Origin of the sequence: Mobilitalea sibirica (assembly GCF_015999265.1) — a bacterium.
In the GTDB taxonomy this organism is placed as follows: Bacteria; Bacillota; Clostridia; order Lachnospirales; family Lachnospiraceae; genus Mobilitalea; species Mobilitalea sibirica.
The window spans coordinates 150,263-174,935 of the sequence record NZ_JAEAGR010000004.1 but is presented as its reverse complement, the minus strand read 5'-3'; the positions used below and the strand labels follow the sequence as shown (position 1 = coordinate 174,935).

Sequence of the window (24,673 nt, the reverse complement as noted above, 5' to 3'; positions counted from 1 at the left end):
AAGGACGATTATGACAAACGGATCAATAATAAGATTAGAAAATGTATCAAAATATTATATTGCAGAAGGTAAAGTAGTACCTGCTTTAGAAAAAACAGACCTTACATTTGCATCTACCGGACTGGTGGCAATAATAGGTGAGAGTGGATCAGGAAAAACAACACTTCTTAACTTAATTGGCGGAAATTTGAACCCGGATAGTGGTTTTGTCTACTTTGGAAATAAAAAAATTGCAGAATTAGATGATGCTAACCGAGAAGATTATAGGAAAAAACAAATTGGATTTATCTATCAAGACTTTGAACTAATAGGACACTATACAGCCAGAGAAAATATAATGAGTGCCTTATTACTTAGTGGAGAGAAACTGGAAACTGCGAAAGTAAAAACAGAAGAAGTCTTACATAAAGTTGGACTGAAAGGTCATGCTGACATTAAGGTATGTAAGCTTTCTGCCGGACAAAGACAACGGGTAGGGATCGCAAGGGTTCTTGCAAGAGATACGAAGATAATACTTGCAGATGAGCCTACGGCTAACCTAGATGCAGAAAACGGTAAGCAAATCATGGAACTTTTAAGGGAGTGCGCTAACGATCATTTGATTATACTAGTGACTCATAATTTAGATCAAGCAAAAGATTATGCTACTCGTATTATTAAGATGAGAAAAGGCAGGGTCGAGGAAGATTCTGCACCATGTTTGTTGGAGTTGATAAGAATTCATACCTTACCAAAGAATTTGATAACAACCAACCGCCTTAAAATACCGTTGTTACCATTATTAAAGTGGGATATGAAATCCTCTGCAATCCAGAATATATTAGTATTGCTCTTTCTGGCTATGGCTGGACTGATTATGATTTTTTTCTATAGTACATATTACATAAACTCGGATGAGACACCGGCAAAAATCTTTCAGGCATCTGCTTATCAGAATAGCAGCATGGAACGTATTGCAGTTGTCCGCTTGGATGGTGAGAAGATATCTTCCCGGGATCTGGAATGGGCTAAAAGTTTAAAGTATGTAGAAACGACCGACCTGTATGACACAGTAGCAGACATTAGGTACTATCTGGAAGAAGGTGAAGATTATGAATATGATTATTTATCAGGCAGATTAATCAAACCATTAGATGAAACAAATTATGTCAGGTCTGCTTCCTCATTGTCAGAAGAAGATATATACGCAGGTCAAATGCCCGAGAAAGAAAATGAAATAGTAATCTGTTCGGAGGACGAAACACTCCTTGGAAAAGAATATGGTTCCTACTTAAAATTGGTCATTGATAGTAGTGACACATTTTATTATCAGAAATTTAAGGTAACAGGATTACTTAAAGGTAACAGTGGTCAGGCTTTCTTTTCCAATGCTTTTTGCGATATGCTGAACGCTTATTATGAAGGCCCCAATTGCAAGATACATTTTTTTTGGAACGAAAGCACGCAGACTTTTGGGCAGATAGCAAGTGCACTCCCGCAAATTGATAGAAATTTAAACGGGAATACAGTTGTTACCAGAAAGGCATATTTATCTATGTTTCGAAATGCCATACCAAAAGGAGAATGTCAGTTTGTTTGCCGATATTATAGTGATCTAGGCAATTTGATTTCAGATCGTAAAGTTATAGATATCAATGTAATTGAAAAGGATTATACCAATTCGAATGAGGACATTGAGGTGTTTACCCATGTAATTCCCAATGGAGCTACTTTAGAAAGAGTTTTTATCAATGAAAGCAGTTTCCCTTTTATTGATGTATCGGAAGAGTTATTTTATTCAATTTATGATACCGGAAGCAGACAGATGAGTATATACGTCGAAGATTACGCCTATCTTGACAGAGTACTTAAAAAAATTAATGAATCCGGTGATTATATAGCAGCAAGTACGTATCGTATGTCAGCTAAATATTTCTCAGATGATTTAAATGTAAATCGGGAAAGGTTGATCGCTATGTCATTATTTGTATTGCTTATTACAGCTGGGGCAATCGTCTTCGTCGTCTGCATGATTTACATGATTAGGAAAAAGGAGTATCTTATCTTAAACAAGCTTGGTATGAAACCATACTTGTTTCAGTTGATAACTTTTACCAAACTTGCTTTGTTATCTTTTGCAGCTATGTTCTCTATTGCAATTATACTTATAATTCTTTATAACATAAGAACTACACTTGTTTTGAATTACCTGAAGTATTTAATGATTCCGCAGTTTGTGGTATGCGCTATATTGTTTTTGATTGCAGTAGCTTTGGCTACCTACATTTATACAAGAATAATTAAAAAGTCATTTATCTAGATACATCATTATATTCCGGTAGAACCGTATACTTAGATATGGAAATTCACAGTTTATGAATCAAGAGGATCAAACCTTCGGGTTTGGTTCTTTTTTGCTCTAGGAGTTGTTCTAAGATTTATAACTTTAAATACTGCCCAAAAAATCTCTTGACATATGTAAAATATTAACATATAATGTAAAACAAATACAAAGCCTGTCATGACAAACCTAAATATGTAGAAAGAAGGTGGATCATGTGTGATGAGTTGTTACACAGAATAAATCATTCTTTAAGTCACGCCTGTAAAAGTTCGTTTTATCAAAACAAAGCAATTCCAAAACAGATCAATTCTATATCAGATTTTGAAAAAATCCCATTAACCCGAAAAGATGAATTGAGAAACAGTAGTCCCTTTGAAGTGCTGTCCGTCCCGATGAGTGAGATACAAGAGTATCATGAATCCTTTGGTACCACCGGTAAGCCCGTACCTGTATGGTACTCAAGGAAGGATATGCAAGTTTCGGCTAAGCAGCTTTATAACAAAGACCTTAATATCACCAAAGAAGACATTAGTCTAATTCGTTTTCCCTATGCGATATCGGTGCCGGCTCATATATTTTCAAGGATGTTTATTGAACAGGGGGCAACGATCATTCCGGTCAGCAGAGGTTCTACAGTAACTCCATATCCCAGAGTACTTGAGATTATGAAAAGATTAAAGACTACCATCCTTGCATGCAATCCCTCGGAAGCTATATTACTGGCTAAAACAGCAGTTAGGCTGGGTTATGATGTATCACAGGACTTTAAAATAAGGGCAATCTGTGTTGGGGGAGAGATGCTTCATCCTCTAAGAAGAAAAATAATAGAAGAATTATGGAAGGCAAAAGTCTACGATTATTTCGGATCTACAGAAACTGCTAATATTGCAGTGTCCTGTGGGAATGGTAATTTACACTGTTCAAAGGACTATTACTTAGAGGTGTTGGATATCAAAGATGGTAAGACAGTGAGTAAGGAAGGGAAGGGCTTTTTAGTAGTAACCCAGTTGAACAATGAGGCCTTTCCATTAATCAGATATCACACAGGGGATATCGTGGAAATCAAAAGAAGCGATTGTCCCTGTGGAAACGATGAGGATATCATGATCCATCATGGGCGGTACAATGATCTGATTCAGGTGGGAAGCCAAAGCTGTACTATGTATGAACTTCAGGAAGCATTATTTACCTGTGAGAATATGAATGAAATCATTTTTTGGAAAATGCATAATCAAAAAGATCAGTTATTCATCTATATCGAAGGAGAACCGAAGGGTTCTACAACCGATATCAAGCTAAATCTTCCATTTCCCAATAAGGTAATATTCGTGGAACCTCAAGAAATTCAAAACATCGATAAGCTGTTAGAAATGACAGAATTAAGAAAAGCCAGTTATTTTATATAAGATTTTACCCGGTTTTTATGTTCTATTGGTTCCCGTAGGTTCAAAAAGATCACAAGCAAAGATATGCTTATATCATCGGATCAATAATAAAGCAGTTCTTATAATTCAAGTACAATTAAATTTAAAATAATATCTCATCAAAAGCAAAATCCCCATATAAATTAAAACTGTGGAAAGGAGATGCATAATATATGCTTACTTTATTATGCGCGTATCATGTATGGATAAAGAATTATGGATTGATGTAACCGGTCTTTCTGAGAAGAAAGCCTATGAGGTGGTTAGCTATGCCTTAAACACAGGATATACAGGAGTTTGTCTGGATCAGAAGCAATTCGGGCTAGTGGACAAGATCCCTAAGAATAACAAGCTGTTAATAAAAACAGATTATGACAATAAGGATATAATTAAGAAATTTATTACGGAACATAAGGATCAAAGGGTTATTGTTTTATTCGATGGTTCAGACAAGAAGATAAAAACCGTCTTCGAGGAGAATGAACTGGGGGTTTTCATTACAATCAATGATAAAGAGAGCATGGAAAAAGCAATTCAATTAAGCAAATCCTATAAGACAATTGTAATTCATTTTGAGTCTGTGACCAATATTCCTCTCGAGTTAGTTCTCGCATATTCCCAACAATACAATAATACAATCTGCAAATTAATCACTACCGGTGAAGACGGGTGGGTCGCTTCCATGACTATGGAGATGGGAAGTCAGGCGGTGCTACTAAAAAGCACGAACCCAGAAGAGATAAAAGCCTTAAAGGATAAGGTGGAAAGTTTGACAGGTACCAAGTTATCGATTGAAGAATTAAAAGTTGAGAGCATCCAACATATTGGGATGGGTGACAGAGTTTGTATTGATACAACGAGTAAATTAGGGGAGGATGAGGGAATGATCTTAGGATCTACCTCAGCGGGCGGTATTTTAGTCAGTTCGGAAAATCATTTCCTCCCTTATATGGAGCTAAGACCCTTCCGGGTAAATGCCGGAGCGATTCATTCCTATGTATTATGTCCGAATAACCAGACAAAATATCTATCGGAATTAAGGGCAGGGGATGAGGTATTGGCTGTGAACGCAAGCGGTGAGGCAAGGGCGGTAAGTGTGGGCCGAATTAAGATGGAGAGAAGACCTTTGCTCTTGATCAAAAGTGTAGCCGTAAACGGCTCCAAAGTAAATGTTATAGTTCAGGATGACTGGCATATTCGTATTCAATCCGGGAAGGAAGAGGTAAAGTGCAGTGTATTATTAGAACCGGGTGATACCGTACTTGGTTATACCATGAAAGAAGGAAGACATCTGGGAGTTGCGATTGATGAAACAATTATTGAAAAATAAGGAAGGGGTAGTTGTATGAGCGCATTAACAAAATATATCTGTTCCAATGCATATCGTAATTATCATGCAATAGAAAAATACAGTGATAAGTTACAGAATATATCGAATATGAGTCTTTTGGAGGTGGACAATTATATCGATACATCCCTAGATGAATTACTTCAATATGTTTATGAGAATAATGCTTATTACAGAGAAAAGCTTAACAGCATCGGATATTCACCGGAGGAAGAATTCTCAAGAGAAATCTTTGAAAAGATTGAGACCTTATCTAAGGATACCCTACGGGAGGATAAAGATATTGTTCTTTGTGTTCCGAAGAAAGATATTGTACATATCCATACATCAACCGGAACCCTGGGCGGTGAAAATATCTATGTAATGTATACAATGGGAGATTTATACGGTAGCATCTGGTTCCGGAGATCGGAAGATTATTTGAGATGAAAAGTACGGATGTCGTTGCAATAGCTCTTCCCTATGAAATGAGCTCAGCCGGACAGGCCTTCCAGCGGGTGGCACAGCTCTGTTTTGGAGCAGCGGTACTGCCGGTAGGAAAAGGAGGCGCTTACTCAGAGCCGTGTAAGACGATAAAGATGATGTGTGATCTGGGTTGTAATGTAATTTTTACTTCACCGTCTTATATAGTGGAATTAATGAAAGTGGCAAAGCGGGATGGGATAGACATTACAGAAAAAATCCATTTAGATATGATCTGGCTTACGGGAGAAGGCTGTTCCGATGCGTTTCGTAAAAAGATTAAGAAAATGTGGGGCTGTGATGCCAGGTTTTATTATGGATCTTTGGAATGCGGGGCTTTGGGGATCGAGTGTGAAGCCGGATGTGGATATCATATTCCAATTTCCCATGTATATGTGGAAATTATTGATCCGGATACAAAAGAGAAATTAGAGGACGGTGAAATTGGTGAAATTGTAGTAACGACCCTTTTAAAAGAAGGGACGCCATTAATTCGCTACCGTACGCAGGACTTGGGTTATATGGAACGAATGGAATGTGAATGTGGGATTGAGCTTCCCAAGCTATACCTGCGGGGGCGAAGGGCAGATCAGATCTATATTGCCGGAGAAGAATATGCACCTTTTTATGTAGAAGAAATGCTGATGCGGATTGAAGAAGTCGGTGAAAATTATTACATGAATGTCCACGAAGATCATGTGGAGGTTGTAATTGAATTATCTGCAGAAACAAAATATTATGAAGGAATAGAAGAGATTATCTCCAGTAAGTTGGAATTCTCCTGCGGTATTCCAAACAATATCGTAGTAGTTGATGAGATTCCCTATTCCGGTAAGAAGATGAAAAGAGTGAATTATGTATATTAGGAGGATGGAATATGATCATTGATGGACACGTACATATGGGAAAAGGTGATTTTGGTACTTTGGACGAATTAAAACAGGACATGCAAAAAGCCGGTATTGATAAAGCTGTCCTGGTTCCGGGTGGTATGATCGATGTAAGGAGAATGACCAGATATATTACAGGGGTAGAGAAGCCGAAGGGAGATGATATACCAAATGATGTGATTGAACATATCATTCATTCAGAACCGGATAAGTTCTATGGATTTTATTGTGTGAATCCTCATAAGAGAAGGGAAGCGGTAATTGACCTGGAAAATGGGATTCAGAAAGGATTTAAAGGACTTAAGTTGGCACCCATTGTTCATGGTTTTTCCTTGGCTTCCAAAACAGTAATGGAGCTGGCTGATCTGTGTGGACAGTATAATGTACCGTTCTATAGCCATGTACTCTTTTCGCCCGGGGCTTCTACGAAGAAGATGGCGGCTTTGGCGAAGGAATTCCCGAATACCAATTTTATTATCGGACATATGGGGTTTGGGCCGGCTGATGTGGATGCCATGGAATATGCAGCTATGTATGATAACTTATATCTGGAGACCTCCCAGGGAAGTTTTGCCGGTATTAAGACAGCACTGGAAACCTGTGGAAGCTCAAAGTTGATTTTTGGCAGTGAATTTCCGCTATATAAACCAATTAGCAGCCTTATGACAATCCGGGAGTTAAATTGTAAAGAAAGTGATTTCGATAATATTCTGTATAAGAATATTCAATATCTATTAAATGTAAAATGATAATTGAGAGGATTTTGATAACTTTATTACGATGATACGAATATGTATAATTCTAATCAAAATGAAAAAAATTTCTATACAATAGGTTGATTAAGGTTAAAATCATATTACATAGCCAATATCCGTTGTACCATGGGCGTATTTGTAAGTACGATGTTAGTTGAGTTTAGGGAGGAGATTAGATGATAATTGGAAAAGAAAAAAGACTTAACCGGTTGTATAATGGTCATGACAGAATTATTATTTTACCCCTTGATCATGGGTTTACCGAAGGTCCGATTGATGGAATTGAGAACATGGGTCAAGCATTATCAGACATTGTGCGATATAATGTGGTTGATAGTGTTATATTGCATCGGGGTGCCATTATTCATAATTACAGTATATTAAGCAAACAGAACCTTGGGTTAATTATGCATTTATCCGGAAGTACCAGTCTTTACGGTAACGGCTTACATAAAATCCAGACCGGTACGGTGGATGAGGCGATTTCCTTGGGGTGTGACGGCGTATCAGTTCATATTAATCTTGGTAATGAATATGAGCCCTATATGCTGGAGAATACGGCCAGAATTGCTGAGGAATGTGGCAAAAAGGGGATGCCATTGATCGCGATGGTTTATGTCCGCGGAGATGAAATAGAGAATGAAAGAAAACTGCCTTATCTAAAAAGGGCGGTACGTTTAGCGGATGAAATCGGTGCAGATATCGTAAAAGTTAACCTATGTATGGAGGGAGAGAACTTCTCAGAAGTAGTTAACAGCTGCCAGATACCGGTGGTAATTGCCGGTGGGCAACAAAAGGATTATATCTCGCTTCTTCGGATGGTAGATACTGCTATGAAATCAGGAGCAAAAGGGATATCCATAGGTAGGAACATTTTTCAATCCAGTAACTATAGTTTACTTCTTAACAACATCAAACGTATCGTCCATGAACATGAAGATATCAGCCTGATTATGAAAGAATATCTGGCATACGCATAAAAAAGAATAGATTAATATAAGAAAACGGCGTTAGATTCAATGTTAAAAATCATACGCCGTTTATATTTTGTAGTAGGATACCAACATGCAATTTACGTTAGTCCTTTCACCTATATTATGCTTCATATTGCATGACTAATTTATTAGTAAGTAATATAAAGATAACCAACATAGAGCAGTACAATTTAATTGTTGTTAAGTAGTTACCCATTCTTCCAATAATTGATCCAGCTCCTTACTTAAGGCTTCTTTTCTTGAAAACAGTCTGTTTAATTCCTCATAATCCGTCCCAGATACCTCCATACAAGCTTCCAGCTCTCTTATTTCACTTTCAATAGCTTTTACTCTTTCTTCGACTTTTGCTTGCTGGAAGGCTTTCTTCTCAGATTTATTTGTCTGGTTTGAGGCTGAATGATGAGACTTCGGTTTCTTATCCTTTTGCGTCACATTTTCTGTTGTTGAAGTATTTTTCTTTCCCTTTACTTCATTCTTATTACTTTTCTTTAGAAAACTTTCACTTTGGCTTTCAGAATCTATTAAATTCGCCAACTTCTCCTTCTCGTTTTTATAATAATCATAATTACCAAGATAGCTTTTAAAACCACAATCTTCAATTACAATCACCCGTTCGCTGATTTTATTAATAAAATATCGATCATGGGAGATAAAGAAGATGGTACCTTTAAAACCATAGAGAGCCTCCTCGATACTTTCTATGGAAGCAGTATCAAGATGGTTAGTCGGTTCATCGAGGATCAACAAATTAACATCATGATAAAGCAATTTACTCAGCTTAAGACGGACTTTCTCTCCGCCGGATAAAAGCTTAATCTTCTTGAAGACGTTGCCGCCATAGAACATGAATTTTGCGAGATGTTCTCTGGCCTTTCCTTCCAGGATGGAGATGTCCTCTCTAAAGTAATCAAGAACAGTAAGTTCTTCGTCTTCAAAGGTTAGGTTCTGTGGAAGATATGCCATCCTCACATTAGCCCCTAAGCTCACTTCACCACGATCGGATGTAAGCTCTCCTAAAAGCATCTTAAGAAATGTAGTTTTGCCACAGCCGTTCGGTCCGATCAGTGCGACCCTTTCACCGTATTGTATTAACAGCTCAGCATTGTGTAGGATATTCTTTTTCTCAAAGCTTTTTGATAATCCGGTGGCCTTTATGACAATCTTACCAGAGCGTTCACTCGTTTTCAGATTTAGCCTCATACTCTGGTGTTGAGCAACAGGTTTTTCTATCCGTTCCAATTTATCCAGTTTAATCTGCATGCTGGCAGCTCTTTTAAAGAATTTTTTGTTATCCGCCTTCATGGCCCATTCTCGTAACTCTTTAATGGACTGTTCCATATGGTTTATCTTCTTACTCTGTTCTTTATAATTATTAAACTGAATCTGTAAGTTCTCTTCCTTTTGTCTTACAAAGTCAGAATAGTTGCCGAAGTAGGTCTCACAAACTTTATTTTCAACCTCTATGATTTTTGTAACAGCATGATCAAGAAAATACCGATCATGGGATACTACAATAACAATCCCTTTATAATTTTTAATATAACCCTCCAGCCATTCAACAGAATCCATATCTAAATGATTCGTCGGCTCATCCAGTAATAATACATCGGGAGTGTCGATAAGATGTTTACCAAGGATTACGGTGGTCTTCTCTCCACCGCTTAATAGATTAAAATCCTGATTTAAGAAGTTCTCATCAAATTTAAGTCCCGTACATATCTTATTCAATTTTTCGTCAATCTCATATCCGCCCTTGAATTCATATAATTGCAGTAGTTCGCTGTATCGATTTAAGGTTTTTTCAAGTTCTTTACCTTCTAATTCCTGCATGCTTTTTTCCAGCAGATGCATTTCCTTTTCGACCATGTGAATTTCTTCAAAGCTTTGATTTAATACATCAATAACCTTCATGTTATCCGCATACTGGGGAATCTGTTCCAGATACGCAACGGTAGTATCCTTGGATATCTTCACCCAGCCCTCATCGTATCCCGGAGGGACGGGAGCATAAGGGTACCCGGCGCAATGATTTAGTTTAAGTAATCCGGCAATTAATTTAAGAATTGTCGTTTTACCACATCCGTTTCCCCCAACGATACCAACCTTTTCTCCTTCCGTAATTAAAAATGTAATATTCTTAAGTACAAGGGTTGTATCCATGTATTTTTTTACGCCATCTAACGCTATCTCTGACATTATTATTCCTTCTCTCATAACTTATTACTGGCTAAACTACATTTGTTAGGTGCTCATTAGTACAGTATATAAAAAGCAGTTACTTCGGCTAGTGCGAAATTAATATTACATAAAATATTATGCGCAGTCTCAAAAGCCTCGTTTAACCCAGACCTAAGCGAAAAGTCCGATGTAGTTTGAACGATTTTATTAGCCTCAATTATAACTATAGCATGGAACATGTTGTCGAAACACCTTGAACTTATTTCATAAATAATCTTGAGATGATGAGCAGATATTAAATGTGTATACAAAGCTTTAAATAGGCTGATTCGGAAATTGAAGTATATAAAAATGGTATGATGAGAACGAGATTTCAAAGAATTATTCACTGAAGTTGAATTTCCTATTATATTGATATAGTCTGTTTGATAGTTTAATAATATTAGAATGATTACCGTAGAGTTCTTATCTAGGAGGGGGTGCTGCAGAATGGATATATTGGGAGGTATGATATTTACCCAAAAGTTTCATTTTGCAACAACCCCTGATTTGTATCAAATAAAGTTATTTATATCTTGTTCTTATACTATACTGCGGACCGTTTTCATAATCATATTCCTTTTCATAATATACATAGTCACCAATGAGTTTTGCAGTAAAAATGGTGTCTGCTTCACATATTGTCTTCACCTTTTTGTTCACAATATCGATTACATAGAGATACCCATTTTCGCTATCGTCATCCCCGGGATAGATACAGACAATCCATCTGCCGTCGGTTGAGATATCTACAAGTTGAGTAAACTGCGGTAAGGTTTCTTTCGGAAGGATTAACTCGGTATTCCCACCAGAGGTTATTTTATACAGTCCGTTGTTATTTGTATAATATAGATCATCATTTTTTACGCTAACGATGGTACCCGGCCCGTAGGTTTTTACATTACCTCGGTTATCAACACTTGTAATAATAAAATCTTCGGATACGAAATACACGATATCTTTCGCAACATGAATGCTTCTGTTATATGAGAGAAAAGTAACATTTTGCAATAATATCTGATGTTTCTTACCATCAAGGCTGATACTTTCGATGCTATCATTGCTATTGTCGGTTCTACTGTAATATAATTTATCTTCTGTCAGATTAAAGTTATAATATAGCAGGGGATTAGCCGATGTTAGTTTTAAAATCCGTTTAGGGTTACTGCCATCCGGATTGGAGCGGTATAAGTGGTTTTTACTGATATAAAAGATATCACCCTCTTGAATACCTAGGAGTCTCGTAGCGTCTTTCACAATAATATCTTTTTCTTTTCCGTCTGCTGATATCCGACAGATTGAGAAATTTTTACTTAAATAATAAATAGTATCCTTATAAAGCAGAAAACCGTTAAATGCATCCAAATCAGCTACCTTAATACTGATATAAGGATATTGTTTAAATAATGAATAATGATTAAAATAAGAGGACGAACCAGAGAGGAAGTAGATACCTTCCTCTGTTTGTTTTGCTTTAGTTAAATATGCTGAGGGTTCAGGTGCGCTTTCATCAAATAGAGTTCCATAACGGGAGCTGGGTTTGGCGGTTGTTTTATGGATTTTATTACACCCTTCAAAGGCAGTAGGATCAATAAAGCATTCACTGCTTGGCATTGTGATACGTTTTAAACCGCTGCAATTAAGGAATGCGCGCCCGAGGATATATTCAACACTGTTAGGTATTACAATCGACTGCAAATTAGTACAGTCAGCAAATAGTTCGTATTCCACAGTAGTTAATCTTTTTGAAAGAGTAACCTCGGATAAGGATTGGCATTTCTTAAAAGCATAAGCACCTACATTTAAAACATCATTTGACATGATTACTGTGGTAAGCTCCTGGCAGGAATAGAAGGCGTAGTTACTAATATATTCCGAAGCTATATTTACCTTGGTAAGAGTGTCACAGAAGGCGAAAGCAAAATTACCTACTTCTTTTACTGTAGCAGGGATCGTTACCTCTATAAGGCTACCGCAATTTTGAAATGCATAATCTTCAATTAATAGAACACTTTCCGGTATGTTGATTGTCACCAAACTGATACAGTTTTGTAGACTACTATAACCAATAACGGTCAATCCCTTTGGCAATGTTATGGTTTCTAAAGCTTTACAGTTATAAAAAGTCTTCGGTGCAAGTTTAACCAGTGATGCTGGAAGGTCGATTGAGGTCAGGCTTCTACAGTCACTGAAAGCTGCCTCGGATATTGTTTCCAATGTATCAGGTAGGAGTACTGTTTTCAAAGAGGTACACCCGGCAAATGCGTCTGAACCAATTATGGAAACTGATTTTGGTATTATCACCTTAGTTATTGATGTATTACCCTTAAATGCTCCATCGGCGATAACACGAACGTTATCCGGTATCTGTACAATACCATTGGCATTATTACCATTAAGAAGATAATCCTCATATATGAATAGCTCGTCGCCCGGGGCAGCAGTTAATGGAGTGTTATCCAAGGCGTTTGAACTGATCTGTATAAGTTCCTCAGGAAGAGCCAGCTCGGACAGTTTACTACAATCTTTAAAGGCTTCTTCACCTATAGTTGTTAAAGCATCCGGAAGATTTAAAGTCTTCAAATTACTGCAATTTTTGAATGCTTTATCCTGTATCGTTGTAAGTGCTTCACCTAGCGTAACCTGATCCAGTGAAGTGCAGTTTTCAAAGCTGCTTGCACCAATCACTGATATGGTGTCTGGAAGAGTTAGAGCGGTTATCTTATTACAATCCTTAAATGCACGGTCACTAATTAAGGTAAGACCGTTATTAAAGTTAACTTTATTTAATGCAATACAGCCTTCAAAGGCACCCTCTTCTATTGTAGTAACTGAGTCGGGGAGAATGATTTCCTTTAAGCGCTTACAAAAAGCGAAGGCGCCTTTACCGATAACAGTAAGATGTTTCGGAAGCTCTATGCTTTTTAAGGAAGTGCAACCTTCAAAAAGTGAATTCGAAAGATAATCTATTTGGCTTGGTAAAGTAACTTCTTCTAAAGAGGAGCAACCGGAGAAAGTCTTGTTTCCTAACTTGGTTACACTCTCAGGTATTACAATCTTTTTAAGGGAGGAGCAGCCTGAAAACGCAGAGTGATATATATGGGTGAGTCTTTTGGGTAGCTCTATATTCGTTAACTCTTTACAGCCGGAAAACGTAAAAGCAGGTATCAGAGTTACCTTGGAAGGAATTTTGATTTTAGCTAAGGAGGTGCAGCCCCAGAAGCTGCTTTCACCGACATTGGTGACAGATTCGGGTAAGGTTATCTGTTTTAACTTGGAACAATCCATAAAAGCCTGCTTACCGATAGATGTAACCTTGCTCGGTAAATCAAGGTCGGTAAGCTTCGTACAGCCTGAGAAGGCGGCTTCACCTATGGTGGTGATATTATTCGGTAAGACAACCGTACTTAAGGAAGTGCAATCTTCAAACAAAGAATTTGATATTTCAGTCAGTTGTTCAGGGAGTGTTACTAACTTTAAAGAAGAGCAATTTTGAAAAGCTCTTGCCTCTATGGTATGAACACCGGAGGAAATAACGATCTCCGTGAGAGATCTGCAGTCATTGAATGCGGAATAACCGATTGATATAATGCTCTCAGGAATGGTTATTTTCTTAAGGCTGGAACAACCGGAGAAAGTAGTAGGCGGTAAGTGGGATAACTTCGAGGGGATGTTAACCTGTTCCAAATTAATGCAGTACCAGAACACACCGGTACCCAGTTCGGTGATTGAGTTAGGCAGCAAGACTTGCTTTAGTCCGGAACAATTCCAAAAAGCATGATCACCAATATACTTTATGGTAGAAGGAACACTGACCGTGATTAGATTAGCTTGTTCCCGAAAGGCATCATTCCCAATCTTTGTGACAGTATAAGTATAACCGGAGTTAGCAACAGTTTTTGGTATGGCTAAACCGGACAATTTCTTATTCGTTGAACCCTGAAGAGTAACCTCTCCATAATTTTTTGAAGAGGCAGCCTTGGTAATTTCATATTTCAGGTCTCTGACAGTAAAGGCGTAGGAAACCTGATTTGATATAACAGCTGCTTTAATTGATTGGCCCCATAAAGATGCTGTTAAAAAAAGCATTATAATAAATAGTGATAAAGTGAAAAAAGCATGTCTTTTGGTTTTCATACGGCAACTCCCATCCTAGATACAATCATTTGGTTTAAATCTGGTTTATTACAAATATTTGTCAGCATTATGGCAGTATATTCCTCTTAAGATAATCTTAAGAATTTAATTGATTTTTCGTATTGAATATTATTAAATGGTAGCATTTAGATTGTATTTTCTAGCTTGTTAGATATTTAAGAACGAAATCTTAAATGAGCAGAATAAGTAGAAAATATGTATTGAATATTTATGATAAATAATGGTAGAATAAACCATATTTTTAGATTAAGTTTATCATCCTACTAGATAAATTAAGTGTAGCAACATAGTTCGCTAAGAGGAAAAGCGTCATAAATGTAATCACAATAATCTAGTTATGCTAAATATGCAATATTTTTGAGAGGCTAAAGCAATGATAGGATAAGGTGTTCCCGGAAGTATAAAATGAAAATATAGAAATGTAAAGATATAAAAACATAAAATATAAAATATAAGACATATAGTATAAGACATAAAATATAAAACATATAAACATAAGAGGTACAGGAATGAGCTTCAACGAATCAGCCCTCAATTGGGACACGGAGAAAAGAATAAAGAGAGCGAAAATCATAGCAAAAGAAATTATCAGAGCGATAGAGCCGAGAGATAACCTAACTGCTATGGAATTTGGATGTGGAACGGGACTTATAAGTTTTAATATGTATGAGAGATTTGAAATGATTTATTTAGTCGATTCCTCTCAGGGAATGATTGATCAATTAAACTCAAAAATCATAGAATCCAATATAAAGAATATGAAAGCTTATTGTACTGACATAACCAAGGAAAGTTTGAACGGAATGAAATTAGATGTGATTTATCATTCAATGGTACTGCATCACATTAAAGATACGAATTTTATTATTAAGAGCTTTTATGATTTATTAAATGATAGTGGGTGCCTGTGCATCGTTGATTTGGATGAAGAGGATGGTAGTTTTCATAGAAAAGAAAGTGGATTTGACGGACATAACGGATTTCATCAAGACAGTTTAAAGAAAATTCTAGAGCATAACGGGTTTCAAGAAATCAAATCAAGAACCTTCTTTTATGATCATAAGGAGATCGACGGTCAAACCATTTCATATTCTCTATTTATTATGACAGGTAGAAAACATAACTAAAATTACTATTACGTTCTTTTCTTAAGGCTTGTGAGTAAAACAAAATAATATATTGTTATATAAAATTAGCATATATGGATGCCGCAACGACCGTAATTAATCCGGCTACTGCAATGGCAAGGCTGCTCATGGCTCCTTCAATTTCCCCTATTTCCATTGCCTTTGCGGTTCCTATGGCATGAGAAGAGGTTCCTATGGCTACTCCTTTAGCAACCGGTTCTTGAATTCTAAAAATCTTACATATAGTTTCGGCCAGTATATTACCCAAAATCCCGGTAAGGATAATGGTAGCGACCGTTAGGGTAACGATTCCGCCCAATTCCTCTGACACTCCAATTCCAATTGCAGTTGTAATGGATTTTGGTAGTAAGGTTATATACTGCTCCTGGGTTAGAGCAAACATTTTGGATAAGATAAGGATAGAGGTAAGGCTGGTTAATACCCCGGAAAAAATACCACCAAGAATAGCTTTGTAATTATTCTTTAATAAGGTAAGTTGCTGATACAAGGGTATGGATAGGCATACCGTTGCCGGTGTCAAAAGATAGCTTAAGTATTTTGCACCGTTATAATAGCTTTCATAATCGATTTGAAAGATTAATAAAAACGAGATTATGAAAATAATGGATACCAACAGAGGATTAAAAAAAGCCTTCTTGAATTTCTTTTTTAGTAATAACCCGATTTCATAGCCTATGATACTGATCAGAAAACCAAAGTATATTGAATTGCTGATTAAATCTTTCATTTTGAGTTCCTCTTTTCAAGTCGAATAATGAGTTGAGTGATGCATCCGGTCACGGCCATGACAACAATTGTGGTTATAAAGGTAATGATCAGGACAGGAAACAATATACTGCGAAGGGAATTCCAGGAAACCATTAATCCGACCGTAGCAGGAATAAACATCATAGGCATAATTTCTAATAGAAAGCTTCCTGCGTCTTTTACCTTATGAAGAGGAATTAGTCGTGATTTTAGAGCAATCAGCATAAGGACCAAACCATAGATACTTGCCGGTATCGGTAAGGGAATAATATAATGTAGAAGCTCTCCAATAAAGGTAACGGCGAGAATTATGCCAAATTGTTTTATTAGTCTCATGTTATGTCCTTTCTTAAGTTGTTTATAAGAAACCTAATAGCATCATTTGATTTATATTTAGATGTATCATGATAATAAGTCATAGATTTTCAATTTACATTGTATGTGTATTTATTATAAGTCTATTTTTGATAAAGGAAAAGGTTTATATTTATTCAACCTATTTCGCGGTCCTTACAATATTTTCAGATTTTGAATGAGTTTTATATTTTAACGATAGCATTTTCTTAATAGATAAAATAATGATTATACCTTTACTTTATATAAATTATTATAGGTATCTTCTTTTTTGAGTGAAGATATGGTATAATCTGGTGGAAATTATATAATCAATAAATTAGAGGAAATCGGAGGACTATATATTTGTTCCAAGATAATTTAATTAAAAATAAAGTTATAGTAAGCTTTATCTATGGAGTACTTCAGATTGTGTCAGGAGGAGTATCGTTTTTTATTTTTGGATTAACTTTTTTGGATGTGATTTGGAGTATAATCATGGGAACTTATACAGAAGAAGCAATTACTGTAATTGTGCATTTCGTATTTGCCGGGGGCTCCTTGGTTATTCTTATGCATGGAATACGACGGGTTAGATTGATAACTCTATGCAAGCATTACATGCGTTTACTATCGGTAACTCCTTCCGCTTCTATTGAACAATTAGCCGAATTATTAGTGTGCCCAGTTCCTGTTGTAAGAAGTAATATAATAAAAATGATTCAAAAGAGATATATTTCATCAGTATGTTTTGATGTTAAGACGAACAGTCTGATTGATGATGTGAAAATCAGATATCGTACGGTAAAATGTAAAAACTGTGGAGGAAAAAATAAAATAATCAAAGGGTCTTATGCAGAATGTGAATTCTGTAAGGATATAATTGGTGAGTAAATCGGGTTGGGTCATTCCGACCCGATTTTTTTATCCTCGTATCATAAAAACTTACCAGGCAGGATACATTCATGTGTAAGGAAATTTGCCGGTTTTACCCCCGCACTCGGCGTTACTACACAAATATAATCATGTGGGTAATCGTTTGTATGGAGATGTTATTGTGTACCCATGGAAAAAGATTGGATATAACTGCATTTTTATGGTATAATTTGTAGCGTGATAGATTGGCTTAAAACATATAGAATAATAATTCAAGTATTACTGGTATCATGTAATAAAAAGTATTACTCTAAGTAGAATACTCAATAACATGCAGTAAACGCTATTATAAATGATGCAATAGAAAAAAGATTATTTTAATAAAGAATAGGAGACGATTATGAAGTTTTTACATACATCGGATTTACATATTGGGAAAAGAGTGAACGAATTTTCCATGCTTGAGGATCAGGAATATATCCTGGAACAGATCTTAAATATAGTGGACGAGCATAAGCCGGAGGGTATCTTGATTGCCGGAGACATCTATGACAAAGGGATCCCCGGTGTCGAAGCAGTTACATTATTTGACCGGTTTTTGACCAGGTTACATAAAAAAGGACTTGCTGTCTTTATGGTGAGCGGTAATCATGATTCCTCGGAACGGATTGACTTTGGAGGAAGGATTATGGAAGAAAACAGGATACATATAGCAGGAACCTATCAGGGTAAGCTTGATCGAGTTACTCTATCGGACGAATACGGACTGTTATATATCTATCTGATGCCTTTTGTGAAGCCGGCGATCGTGAGACGCTATTATCCGGAGGTGGAAACTTATCAGGAGGCAGTGGAAGCCATCCTAAACCATGAGGAGATAGATAACTCCAAACGAAATATACTGATAGCACATCAGTTTATTACCAGTGGAGAAACCAGGCCGGAGCAATGTGATTCTGAAAATATATCCATAGGAGGACTTGATAATATTGATGCATCAGTTTTTGAGGCATTTGATTATGTTGCTTTAGGACATCTGCATGGGCCCCAAAGGATTGGAAGGGATACGATACGGTATGCAGGTTCTCCATTAAAATACTCTTTTTCCGAAGCCCAACAGATCAAGTCTGTAACCCTGGTTACAATCGCCCAAAAGACTGAGGTGACTTATGAGAAGCTGCCCCTGGTTCCCTTACGGGATATGCGGGAAATAAAGGGGCCGATGGAAGCATTAACAGATCCAAAGATATACAGTCAGGCTAATACCTTAGATTATATCCATGCTACGTTAACGGACGAAGAGGATATCTATGACCCAATCGGAAAGCTTCGTAGTGTTTATCCGAATATTATGAGATTGGATTTTGAGAATAGAAAAACCTTATGGAATGTGGATGCAAAAATGGCAGCTACAGATCTGGAACAGAAAAATGATATGGAATTATTCGAGGAATTTTTTGAAGTGCAGAACAATGTTCCTATGTCCGTAGAGCAAAAAGAAATAATGCAAAACTTACTGGAAGAAATGGAAGGTGACTTATCATGAAACCGTTAAAATTAATAATGAGTGCTTTCGGGCCCTTCCATGGAGTAACAGAGGTACCATTTGCTGATCTTGGTTCCAGTGGAATATTCTTAATCAATGGAGATACCGGGGCAGGTAAAACAACTATATTTGATGCTATTTCGTTTGCCCTATATGGGAATGCCAGCGGCGAAAATCGTACCCCGGACTCTTTTCGGAGTGATTATGCCGGAGAGGAGGATGAAACTTATGTGGAACTTACTTTCAGGCACCGTAATAATGAATATATGATAAGGAGAAACCCCAGTTATAAGCGCAGTAAGAAGCGGGGAGATGGGTTTACGGAGCAGAAAAGCAATGCAAGCCTAACTATGCCGGATGGAAGAGTGATTACGGGATATGTACCTGTAACTCAAGCAGTAACAGAGCTTCTGGGAATTGACTGGAAACAATATAAGCAAATTGCCATGATTGCGCAGGGAGAGTTTCTGCAGATGCTTACAGCAGGGAGTGATGAACGGGGTAATATATTCCGAAAAGTCTTCAATACACAGATGTATGATTCAATCCAGAGAAAGTTAAAGGATATGGCAATTAAATTAAAGTATCAGTGTGAAGACATGGATAAAAGAATCCTACAGTTTTTAAGCGGTATTTCCTGCAGTGAAGATAGTGTACATAGGGAGGCTATCGAAGAGTGCATTAAACAAAATGACATCCATCAGGTATCCAAGTTGATGGAGTTAATGGAGATAATCCTAGAGTTAGATCGGAATGCCTACAAGGAAAAAAGCAAGGAAAATAAGCTTCTTAAGGAAAAAAGCGAAGCAAAAGCGGTAGAATATACCCTAGCTAAACGACTGAATAAAATGATAGAAGATCTGAGACAGGCTCAGGAAGAGTATCAGAAGGTGGAATTAGCAGCAGAGGAGATAAATAAAGAAGAGGTAAGGTTTGCTCTGGCCGAAAAGGCATTACATATTGTAAAGCCAGCTGAGGATTTCTATCTGAGGCTAAAAAAGGAATTGACTGAACTGGAGACAGATATACATAATGGAAAAGAGGAAAAACAAAAGCTGGAGCAGGAATTTAAACAGCTTTCCATTGATCTTAAGACCATGGAAGAAAACAAACCCAAAATAGATGAACTAAAAAAAGAAAGAACTCGACAGGAAGAAGAACTTAAGAAGTATGATATTATTACTGAGCAGGAGAAGATAAGTAATCAGCTAGAGCTTCGGATAAAAGAGTTGGAAAAGCAGATTGAGCTTCAAACCAGCCATCGGGATGCTTTAACGAAAGAGCAATTAACAAAACAGGAGATTTTGGAAAAGTATTTAGATGCAGATAAGGAGCTTTTGATTTGTGAAAATCGATTAGAGAACAATAGGAATAACATAGGACAATTAAATAAGTTATTAGAGAACATCTTAAACTTAAAGAAGGAAAAAGATGTCCTTTTAGAATGCCAGAAAGAGTTTATTAAGTCTGAGGCTGCTTATAAAGAGCGAAATACTATTTATCAGGAGATGGAAGAAAAGTATCTTAGAGAGCAGGCAGGCATTATTGCATTAACGTTGGAAAGGGGCAATCCCTGCCCGGTATGCGGATCCTTAGATCATCCAAAGAAAGCGAATCTCACCGAAGGAGCTCCCGACAAGGAGGAACTAAACAGAGAGAAAATCCAGAAAGAAAAAGTACATCAGGAGATGCTTGCAGTAAGCAACAGATGTGAAAACCAGAATACGAAGGTAAAGCTGTTAATGACAGGCCTTAAGGAGAATGCAACAATTCTGTTAGGTGAGATTATCAATGAATTGGATAATAACATGTCAGACTTATTCGATACAAGGGATATGGCAGCAGAAACCCTAGCCTATGAGGATGAAATTCGTCTTATAGCAAAAGAAAAGTTACTTGAAATGGAAGAAGAACAGAATAGACTGACTCAGTTGCAAGAAAAGCTTCAAAAGGATATCCTCCAGAAAAAGCAGTTATCAGAAAGACTAGTACAAGTTGTAAAAGAGCTTCAAAAAATGGAAGTGAAACTATTCGATTACAAGGAAGAACGAACAAGAGTAGCCACTGACTTAAATGTAGTTATCAATACAATCTCTAATTTAAAGAAAGATTTAAAATATACTACAAAGGAAGAAGCGAAGCAAGATTTGAATGCGATAATAAATGAATACAATCGTATGCAGGAAGAGCTAACTGTTGCAGAAGCGGCTTATCGCCGATGTGAGCTGAAACTTACGAATACCGAAGCTGTTCTTAAGGATAATGAAAAGAAGCATAACAATAAGTTAACAGATTTTAAAGAGGCTAAGGAGCAATATCTGAGTAAGCTTAGAATCAGTGGTTTCTCGAATCAAGATAATGTTGAAGAAGCTATCTATCATGATGTTTTAATGACTGAAGATCAGTTAAATACGATAAGATATACCATAGATGCCTACAAAAAAAGTAGAGAAACTCTGATAAATCGAATTGATCAGCTAAAAAAGGAAATTAATCATCAAGAATTAAAAGATCTGGAAGTATTAGCTCAGGAGCAAAAAAAACTGGACAGACAAAAGGAAGAATGTGAAGAGCAGATTAATAAAATCTATAGCCGTCTAAATAAAAATGAAGATATCCTTAAAAAGGTGAAAGAGGAAAACAACAAACAGCAAAAAGTTCGTCAAGAGTATCTGACCCTCAATGAGTTGTCGAAAACAGCAAACGGGGAATTAGCAGGTAAAACTAAAATTGCTTTTGAGCAATATGTGCAGGCCTTTTATTTCGAAAAGGTTATACAGGAAGCCAATAAGCGCTTTTATACAATGTCTAACCATCAATATGCTTTGATGAGAAAGGAAGACGCGACTAACCTTAGGAGTTCTTCCGGTCTTGAGTTGGAGGTTATGGATTATTATACCGGAAAAGCAAGATCAATCAAATCTCTGTCCGGAGGGGAATCATTTAAGGCGGCATTATCCTTGGCGCTTGGCCTGTCCGATGTAATTCAAAGCTTTGCTGGTGGAATTGAGATGGACGCTATGTTCGTGGATGAGGGCTTTGGCTCCTTAGATAGTGATTCTTTGGAACAGGCGATTGAAACCTTGAATGCGCTCACAAACGGTAATAGGCTAGTAGGTATTATATCCCACGTAAGTGAGTTGAAAGAAAGGATTGATAAGAAGATCCTAATCGAGAAGAGCATGGAGGGAAGTAGGCTGAAGGTAGTTAGTTAGTGATAATTTTTAATTGTCAATTACATATAGGTTTGTATTTTCCGCATCTAAAGATCATGATAAATATTAGAGATAGGTAATAAGAATTTAGGAATTTGTTAAGACTCTCCATGCTAATATTTTTTTAGATCTTCAAAATCCGGTACAATCAATATCCTGGTTTGCTCATCCACCTGCTGTATTAAGCGTTTCATGTATTCTTCAGAAATAGCTATACAACCGGTAGTACGTCCTTTTCCGTTATAACAATGTAAAAACATGGCGCTTCCCAGACCCGGAGTACAGTCTGAATTATAATTGATATTTAAGGCATACGTATAAGAAGGGTCATGCTCAATCAGATGTTCAGAGATATATTCTCCCGGCATTTCCTGTGAGTTTACCCAGGTATTGTAATATGGGCTGTTTACATCATCTATCCAATAGTCATATTCAGTTATCTGGCGGTAGGGAAGATAAGCTCCGGGATCTTTTTTAAGCCCAAATGCAAGGGTAAAGGAATATAACCCGGCGGGAGTTTTCTTATCTCCTTCTCTTTTATCATAGGTGATACCCATAGAGCCGATATCTCCATCCACTGTAAATTCATTTTTCCAAACGCCGTTTTTGTCTTTCTTGTGGAAATAAACCGTACAATCGGAAGCGCCGTTTCCTATTACAGTGATTATTTGAGTAACTTCAGAAGCTAGGTTAAGCTTTGATACAAAGTCATTGTTTGAAGTGATTTCACTGGAGCTATCGGCAGAAGCATTCTTGGGATTATCCGTATCAGATCCTTCCTCGTGTGCAGAATTTTCATTGCCAATAACACTTTGTGTGGTTTCACTTGTTTCAGGAAACATAGAGGAAGGAACATCAATCACAACTTCTGTCGACATAGGTTTTTCCAAAGACAGATAGTCTGAACTGATATAATAGGTTTTATCCTGATATATAACTTTACTCCACTCTTCATGAAAACCAACACGATTTAAGGATTCCCCTTTCTTTAAAAGAGCTACGATATTATCTTCCTTAGTTGTACATCCGCTTCGTATATTCACATTAGCTGTTGCATAAACAATCTCGGAAGTCTCTTCAAATTCTATCTCTGTCTTCTGTATTAAGTTGATGTCTTCGTTATTTTGGGCTATATCTATATTTGTTACATCATTGATTTCAGTATTTGGATTGCCCGTCGGTTCCAAAGCGTTGACTGTATCTTCTTCAGTTTCTGATGAAACTTCTGCCGGCGGAGTATCCTGGTCCGGGTAAGCATCAGTAGAATCAAGATGCTTCTTATTATGAACAGTATCCTGATCTGACGAAATAACATTAATGTTACTATCACAGCCGGTTAGACTGATGCAAAACAATAGGATTGAGAGAATAATTTCTAACAGCTTCTTATTCTGTTTCATCTTAAGTACCCCCATTTGTTGTTATATTATCGCATCATCCTCATTAATGATACGATGTTATATCATTAGGTTTGATTTATATATCAGAACAATCAAAACGGTTCTAATAAAACAAAGTATATTCTCTTAATCCAAAAACTTCTCGCTCTCTACAATCTTTCTGACCATTGACAGATAATCTCCTTCCAAAGGAATCTCCTTATTGGCAATCAGAATGGAAATTCCATGTACCAAACCCCAGCTAAAGAGCATCAACTCCGCCTTGCCTAATGATTGATTTGATGAAGGGACTGCTGCCTTATAACGTTCTATTGTTTGAAAAAAAGTTTGAAAAGGATGATCATTTTGAAAATACTCAGGATGAGCACAAAAATACTCATTCATCTTATATCTCATATCACTTAAAAATAGTAAACGAAGATATTCCGGGTTTTCCACAAAAAAATGTATATAAGCGATACCCATTTCGGTTAATTGTTTCTTCGGATTGTCAGGGTGCTGATCCACTGCTTTTTGAAGGCACTCATTAAAGGCACCCATTGCTTCCATAGCAATTGCAATAATTAGTTCATCTTTATTCTTAAAATGTCGATAGGGAGCAGTTTGACTGACATTACAGGCCTTTGCCACCTTGCGTAAGGAAAATGCTTCATAGCCTTCCTGATCCAATAATTTAAGTCCTGTCCGTATTAGTTCAGCTTTTAGATCTCCATGATGATAGCTTTTGTTTGGCATTTTAACTCTCCTCTTAAGATTAATCTGGTGTATTTCTAAATTATCTTACTTTATTATAACATTTAATGTTGACAAAGTAAACATTGGGTGCTATATTGAAG

17 protein-coding genes are annotated in these 24,673 nt (G+C 36.8%); 11 read left to right on the top strand and 6 right to left on the bottom strand.

Translation table 11 applies throughout. The annotated features are described in order from the left end of the window. Positions 1–10 precede the first annotated feature (10 nt). The 7 genes from I5677_RS05910 (at position 11) to I5677_RS05880 (ending at position 8,182) form a co-directional block, all read left to right on the top strand. Positions 11–2,299 (top strand): ABC transporter ATP-binding protein/permease, encoded by a 2,289-nt coding sequence (locus I5677_RS05910; protein ID WP_197660657.1) that lies wholly within the window; start codon positions 11–13, stop codon positions 2,297–2,299. Positions 2,300–2,535: 236 nt separating this feature from the next. Continuing rightward, on the top strand, positions 2,536–3,729 hold the full coding sequence (locus I5677_RS05905) for a phenylacetate--CoA ligase family protein (protein ID WP_197660656.1): 1,194 nt from the start codon (positions 2,536–2,538) through the stop codon (positions 3,727–3,729). A gap of 205 nt (positions 3,730–3,934) precedes the next feature. Continuing rightward, entirely contained in the window at positions 3,935–5,077 is a 1,143-nt protein-coding gene (locus I5677_RS05900) for a 3-dehydroquinate synthase II (RefSeq protein ID WP_197660655.1), read from the top strand. Positions 5,078–5,092: 15 nt separating this feature from the next. Beyond that, a complete protein-coding gene (locus tag I5677_RS05895; RefSeq protein WP_197660654.1) occupies positions 5,093–5,524 on the top strand; it encodes a phenylacetate--CoA ligase family protein in 432 nt (143 codons plus the stop codon). After that, positions 5,521–6,423, top strand: coding sequence for a phenylacetate--CoA ligase family protein (locus I5677_RS05890; protein ID WP_197660653.1), 903 nt, complete (start codon positions 5,521–5,523; stop codon positions 6,421–6,423). Before I5677_RS05895 ends, I5677_RS05890 begins: the two co-directional genes overlap by 4 nt. A gap of 11 nt (positions 6,424–6,434) precedes the next feature. Then, the gene (locus tag I5677_RS05885) at positions 6,435–7,196 is read left to right on the top strand and encodes an amidohydrolase family protein (RefSeq protein ID WP_197660652.1); all 762 of its coding nucleotides are present in this window, start codon (positions 6,435–6,437) and stop codon (positions 7,194–7,196) included. Positions 7,197–7,378: 182 nt separating this feature from the next. Beyond that, positions 7,379–8,182: a 2-amino-3,7-dideoxy-D-threo-hept-6-ulosonate synthase gene (locus I5677_RS05880; protein WP_197660651.1), complete on the top strand. Its 804-nt coding sequence runs from the start codon at positions 7,379–7,381 to the stop codon at positions 8,180–8,182. Positions 8,183–8,377: 195 nt separating this feature from the next. Here I5677_RS05880 and abc-f read toward each other — a convergent pair whose 3' ends face one another. Beyond that, positions 8,378–10,393 (bottom strand): ribosomal protection-like ABC-F family protein, encoded by a 2,016-nt coding sequence (gene abc-f / locus I5677_RS05875; RefSeq protein ID WP_197660650.1) that lies wholly within the window; start codon positions 10,391–10,393, stop codon positions 8,378–8,380. 546 nt (positions 10,394–10,939) lie between these two features. Beyond that, complete coding sequence (locus I5677_RS05870; protein ID WP_197660649.1) at positions 10,940–14,551, bottom strand: leucine-rich repeat protein; 3,612 nt, start codon at positions 14,549–14,551, stop codon at positions 10,940–10,942. Positions 14,552–15,081: 530 nt separating this feature from the next. On the opposite strand from I5677_RS05870, the gene I5677_RS05865 reads away from it, so the two are divergent. Continuing rightward, positions 15,082–15,699 (top strand): class I SAM-dependent methyltransferase, encoded by a 618-nt coding sequence (locus tag I5677_RS05865; RefSeq protein ID WP_197660648.1) that lies wholly within the window; start codon positions 15,082–15,084, stop codon positions 15,697–15,699. Positions 15,700–15,754: 55 nt separating this feature from the next. Here I5677_RS05865 and I5677_RS05860 read toward each other — a convergent pair whose 3' ends face one another. Continuing rightward, positions 15,755–16,447: an LrgB family protein gene (locus I5677_RS05860; protein WP_197660647.1), complete on the bottom strand. Its 693-nt coding sequence runs from the start codon at positions 16,445–16,447 to the stop codon at positions 15,755–15,757. Then, positions 16,444–16,803, bottom strand: coding sequence for a CidA/LrgA family protein (locus tag I5677_RS05855; protein WP_197660646.1), 360 nt, complete (start codon positions 16,801–16,803; stop codon positions 16,444–16,446). Before I5677_RS05855 ends, I5677_RS05860 begins: the two co-directional genes overlap by 4 nt. A 363-nt stretch (positions 16,804–17,166) precedes the next feature. Between I5677_RS05855 and I5677_RS05850 the strand changes: the two genes are divergently transcribed. The 3 genes from I5677_RS05850 (at position 17,167) to I5677_RS05840 (ending at position 22,437) form a co-directional block, all read left to right on the top strand. Continuing rightward, positions 17,167–17,694, top strand: a complete 528-nt coding sequence (locus I5677_RS05850; protein WP_197660645.1) for a hypothetical protein — start codon at positions 17,167–17,169, stop codon at positions 17,692–17,694. Positions 17,695–18,076: 382 nt separating this feature from the next. After that, positions 18,077–19,222, top strand: coding sequence for an exonuclease SbcCD subunit D (locus I5677_RS05845; RefSeq protein WP_197660644.1), 1,146 nt, complete (start codon positions 18,077–18,079; stop codon positions 19,220–19,222). Continuing rightward, positions 19,219–22,437, top strand: a complete 3,219-nt coding sequence (locus I5677_RS05840; protein WP_197660643.1) for an SbcC/MukB-like Walker B domain-containing protein — start codon at positions 19,219–19,221, stop codon at positions 22,435–22,437. Before I5677_RS05845 ends, I5677_RS05840 begins: the two co-directional genes overlap by 4 nt. A gap of 113 nt (positions 22,438–22,550) precedes the next feature. Here I5677_RS05840 and I5677_RS05835 read toward each other — a convergent pair whose 3' ends face one another. Continuing rightward, complete coding sequence (locus I5677_RS05835; protein WP_197660642.1) at positions 22,551–23,837, bottom strand: L,D-transpeptidase family protein; 1,287 nt, start codon at positions 23,835–23,837, stop codon at positions 22,551–22,553. 126 nt (positions 23,838–23,963) lie between these two features. Further along, positions 23,964–24,572, bottom strand: coding sequence for a TetR/AcrR family transcriptional regulator (locus I5677_RS05830; RefSeq protein ID WP_197660641.1), 609 nt, complete (start codon positions 24,570–24,572; stop codon positions 23,964–23,966). Positions 24,573–24,673 lie beyond the last annotated feature (101 nt).

Coding starts and splice junctions, on each gene's coding strand:
- I5677_RS05910 (WP_197660657.1), top strand. CDS start 11: ATGACAAACGGATCAATAATAAGATTAGAAAATGTATCAAAATATTAT.
- I5677_RS05905 (WP_197660656.1), top strand. CDS start 2,536: ATGTGTGATGAGTTGTTACACAGAATAAATCATTCTTTAAGTCACGCC.
- I5677_RS05900 (WP_197660655.1), top strand. CDS start 3,935: ATGCGCGTATCATGTATGGATAAAGAATTATGGATTGATGTAACCGGT.
- I5677_RS05895 (WP_197660654.1), top strand. CDS start 5,093: ATGAGCGCATTAACAAAATATATCTGTTCCAATGCATATCGTAATTAT.
- I5677_RS05890 (WP_197660653.1), top strand. CDS start 5,521: ATGAAAAGTACGGATGTCGTTGCAATAGCTCTTCCCTATGAAATGAGC.
- I5677_RS05885 (WP_197660652.1), top strand. CDS start 6,435: ATGATCATTGATGGACACGTACATATGGGAAAAGGTGATTTTGGTACT.
- I5677_RS05880 (WP_197660651.1), top strand. CDS start 7,379: ATGATAATTGGAAAAGAAAAAAGACTTAACCGGTTGTATAATGGTCAT.
- abc-f (WP_197660650.1), bottom strand. CDS start 10,393: ATGTCAGAGATAGCGTTAGATGGCGTAAAAAAATACATGGATACAACC.
- I5677_RS05870 (WP_197660649.1), bottom strand. CDS start 14,551: ATGAAAACCAAAAGACATGCTTTTTTCACTTTATCACTATTTATTATA.
- I5677_RS05865 (WP_197660648.1), top strand. CDS start 15,082: ATGAGCTTCAACGAATCAGCCCTCAATTGGGACACGGAGAAAAGAATA.
- I5677_RS05860 (WP_197660647.1), bottom strand. CDS start 16,447: ATGAAAGATTTAATCAGCAATTCAATATACTTTGGTTTTCTGATCAGT.
- I5677_RS05855 (WP_197660646.1), bottom strand. CDS start 16,803: ATGAGACTAATAAAACAATTTGGCATAATTCTCGCCGTTACCTTTATT.
- I5677_RS05845 (WP_197660644.1), top strand. CDS start 18,077: ATGAAGTTTTTACATACATCGGATTTACATATTGGGAAAAGAGTGAAC.
- I5677_RS05840 (WP_197660643.1), top strand. CDS start 19,219: ATGAAACCGTTAAAATTAATAATGAGTGCTTTCGGGCCCTTCCATGGA.
- I5677_RS05835 (WP_197660642.1), bottom strand. CDS start 23,837: ATGAAACAGAATAAGAAGCTGTTAGAAATTATTCTCTCAATCCTATTG.
- I5677_RS05830 (WP_197660641.1), bottom strand. CDS start 24,572: ATGCCAAACAAAAGCTATCATCATGGAGATCTAAAAGCTGAACTAATA.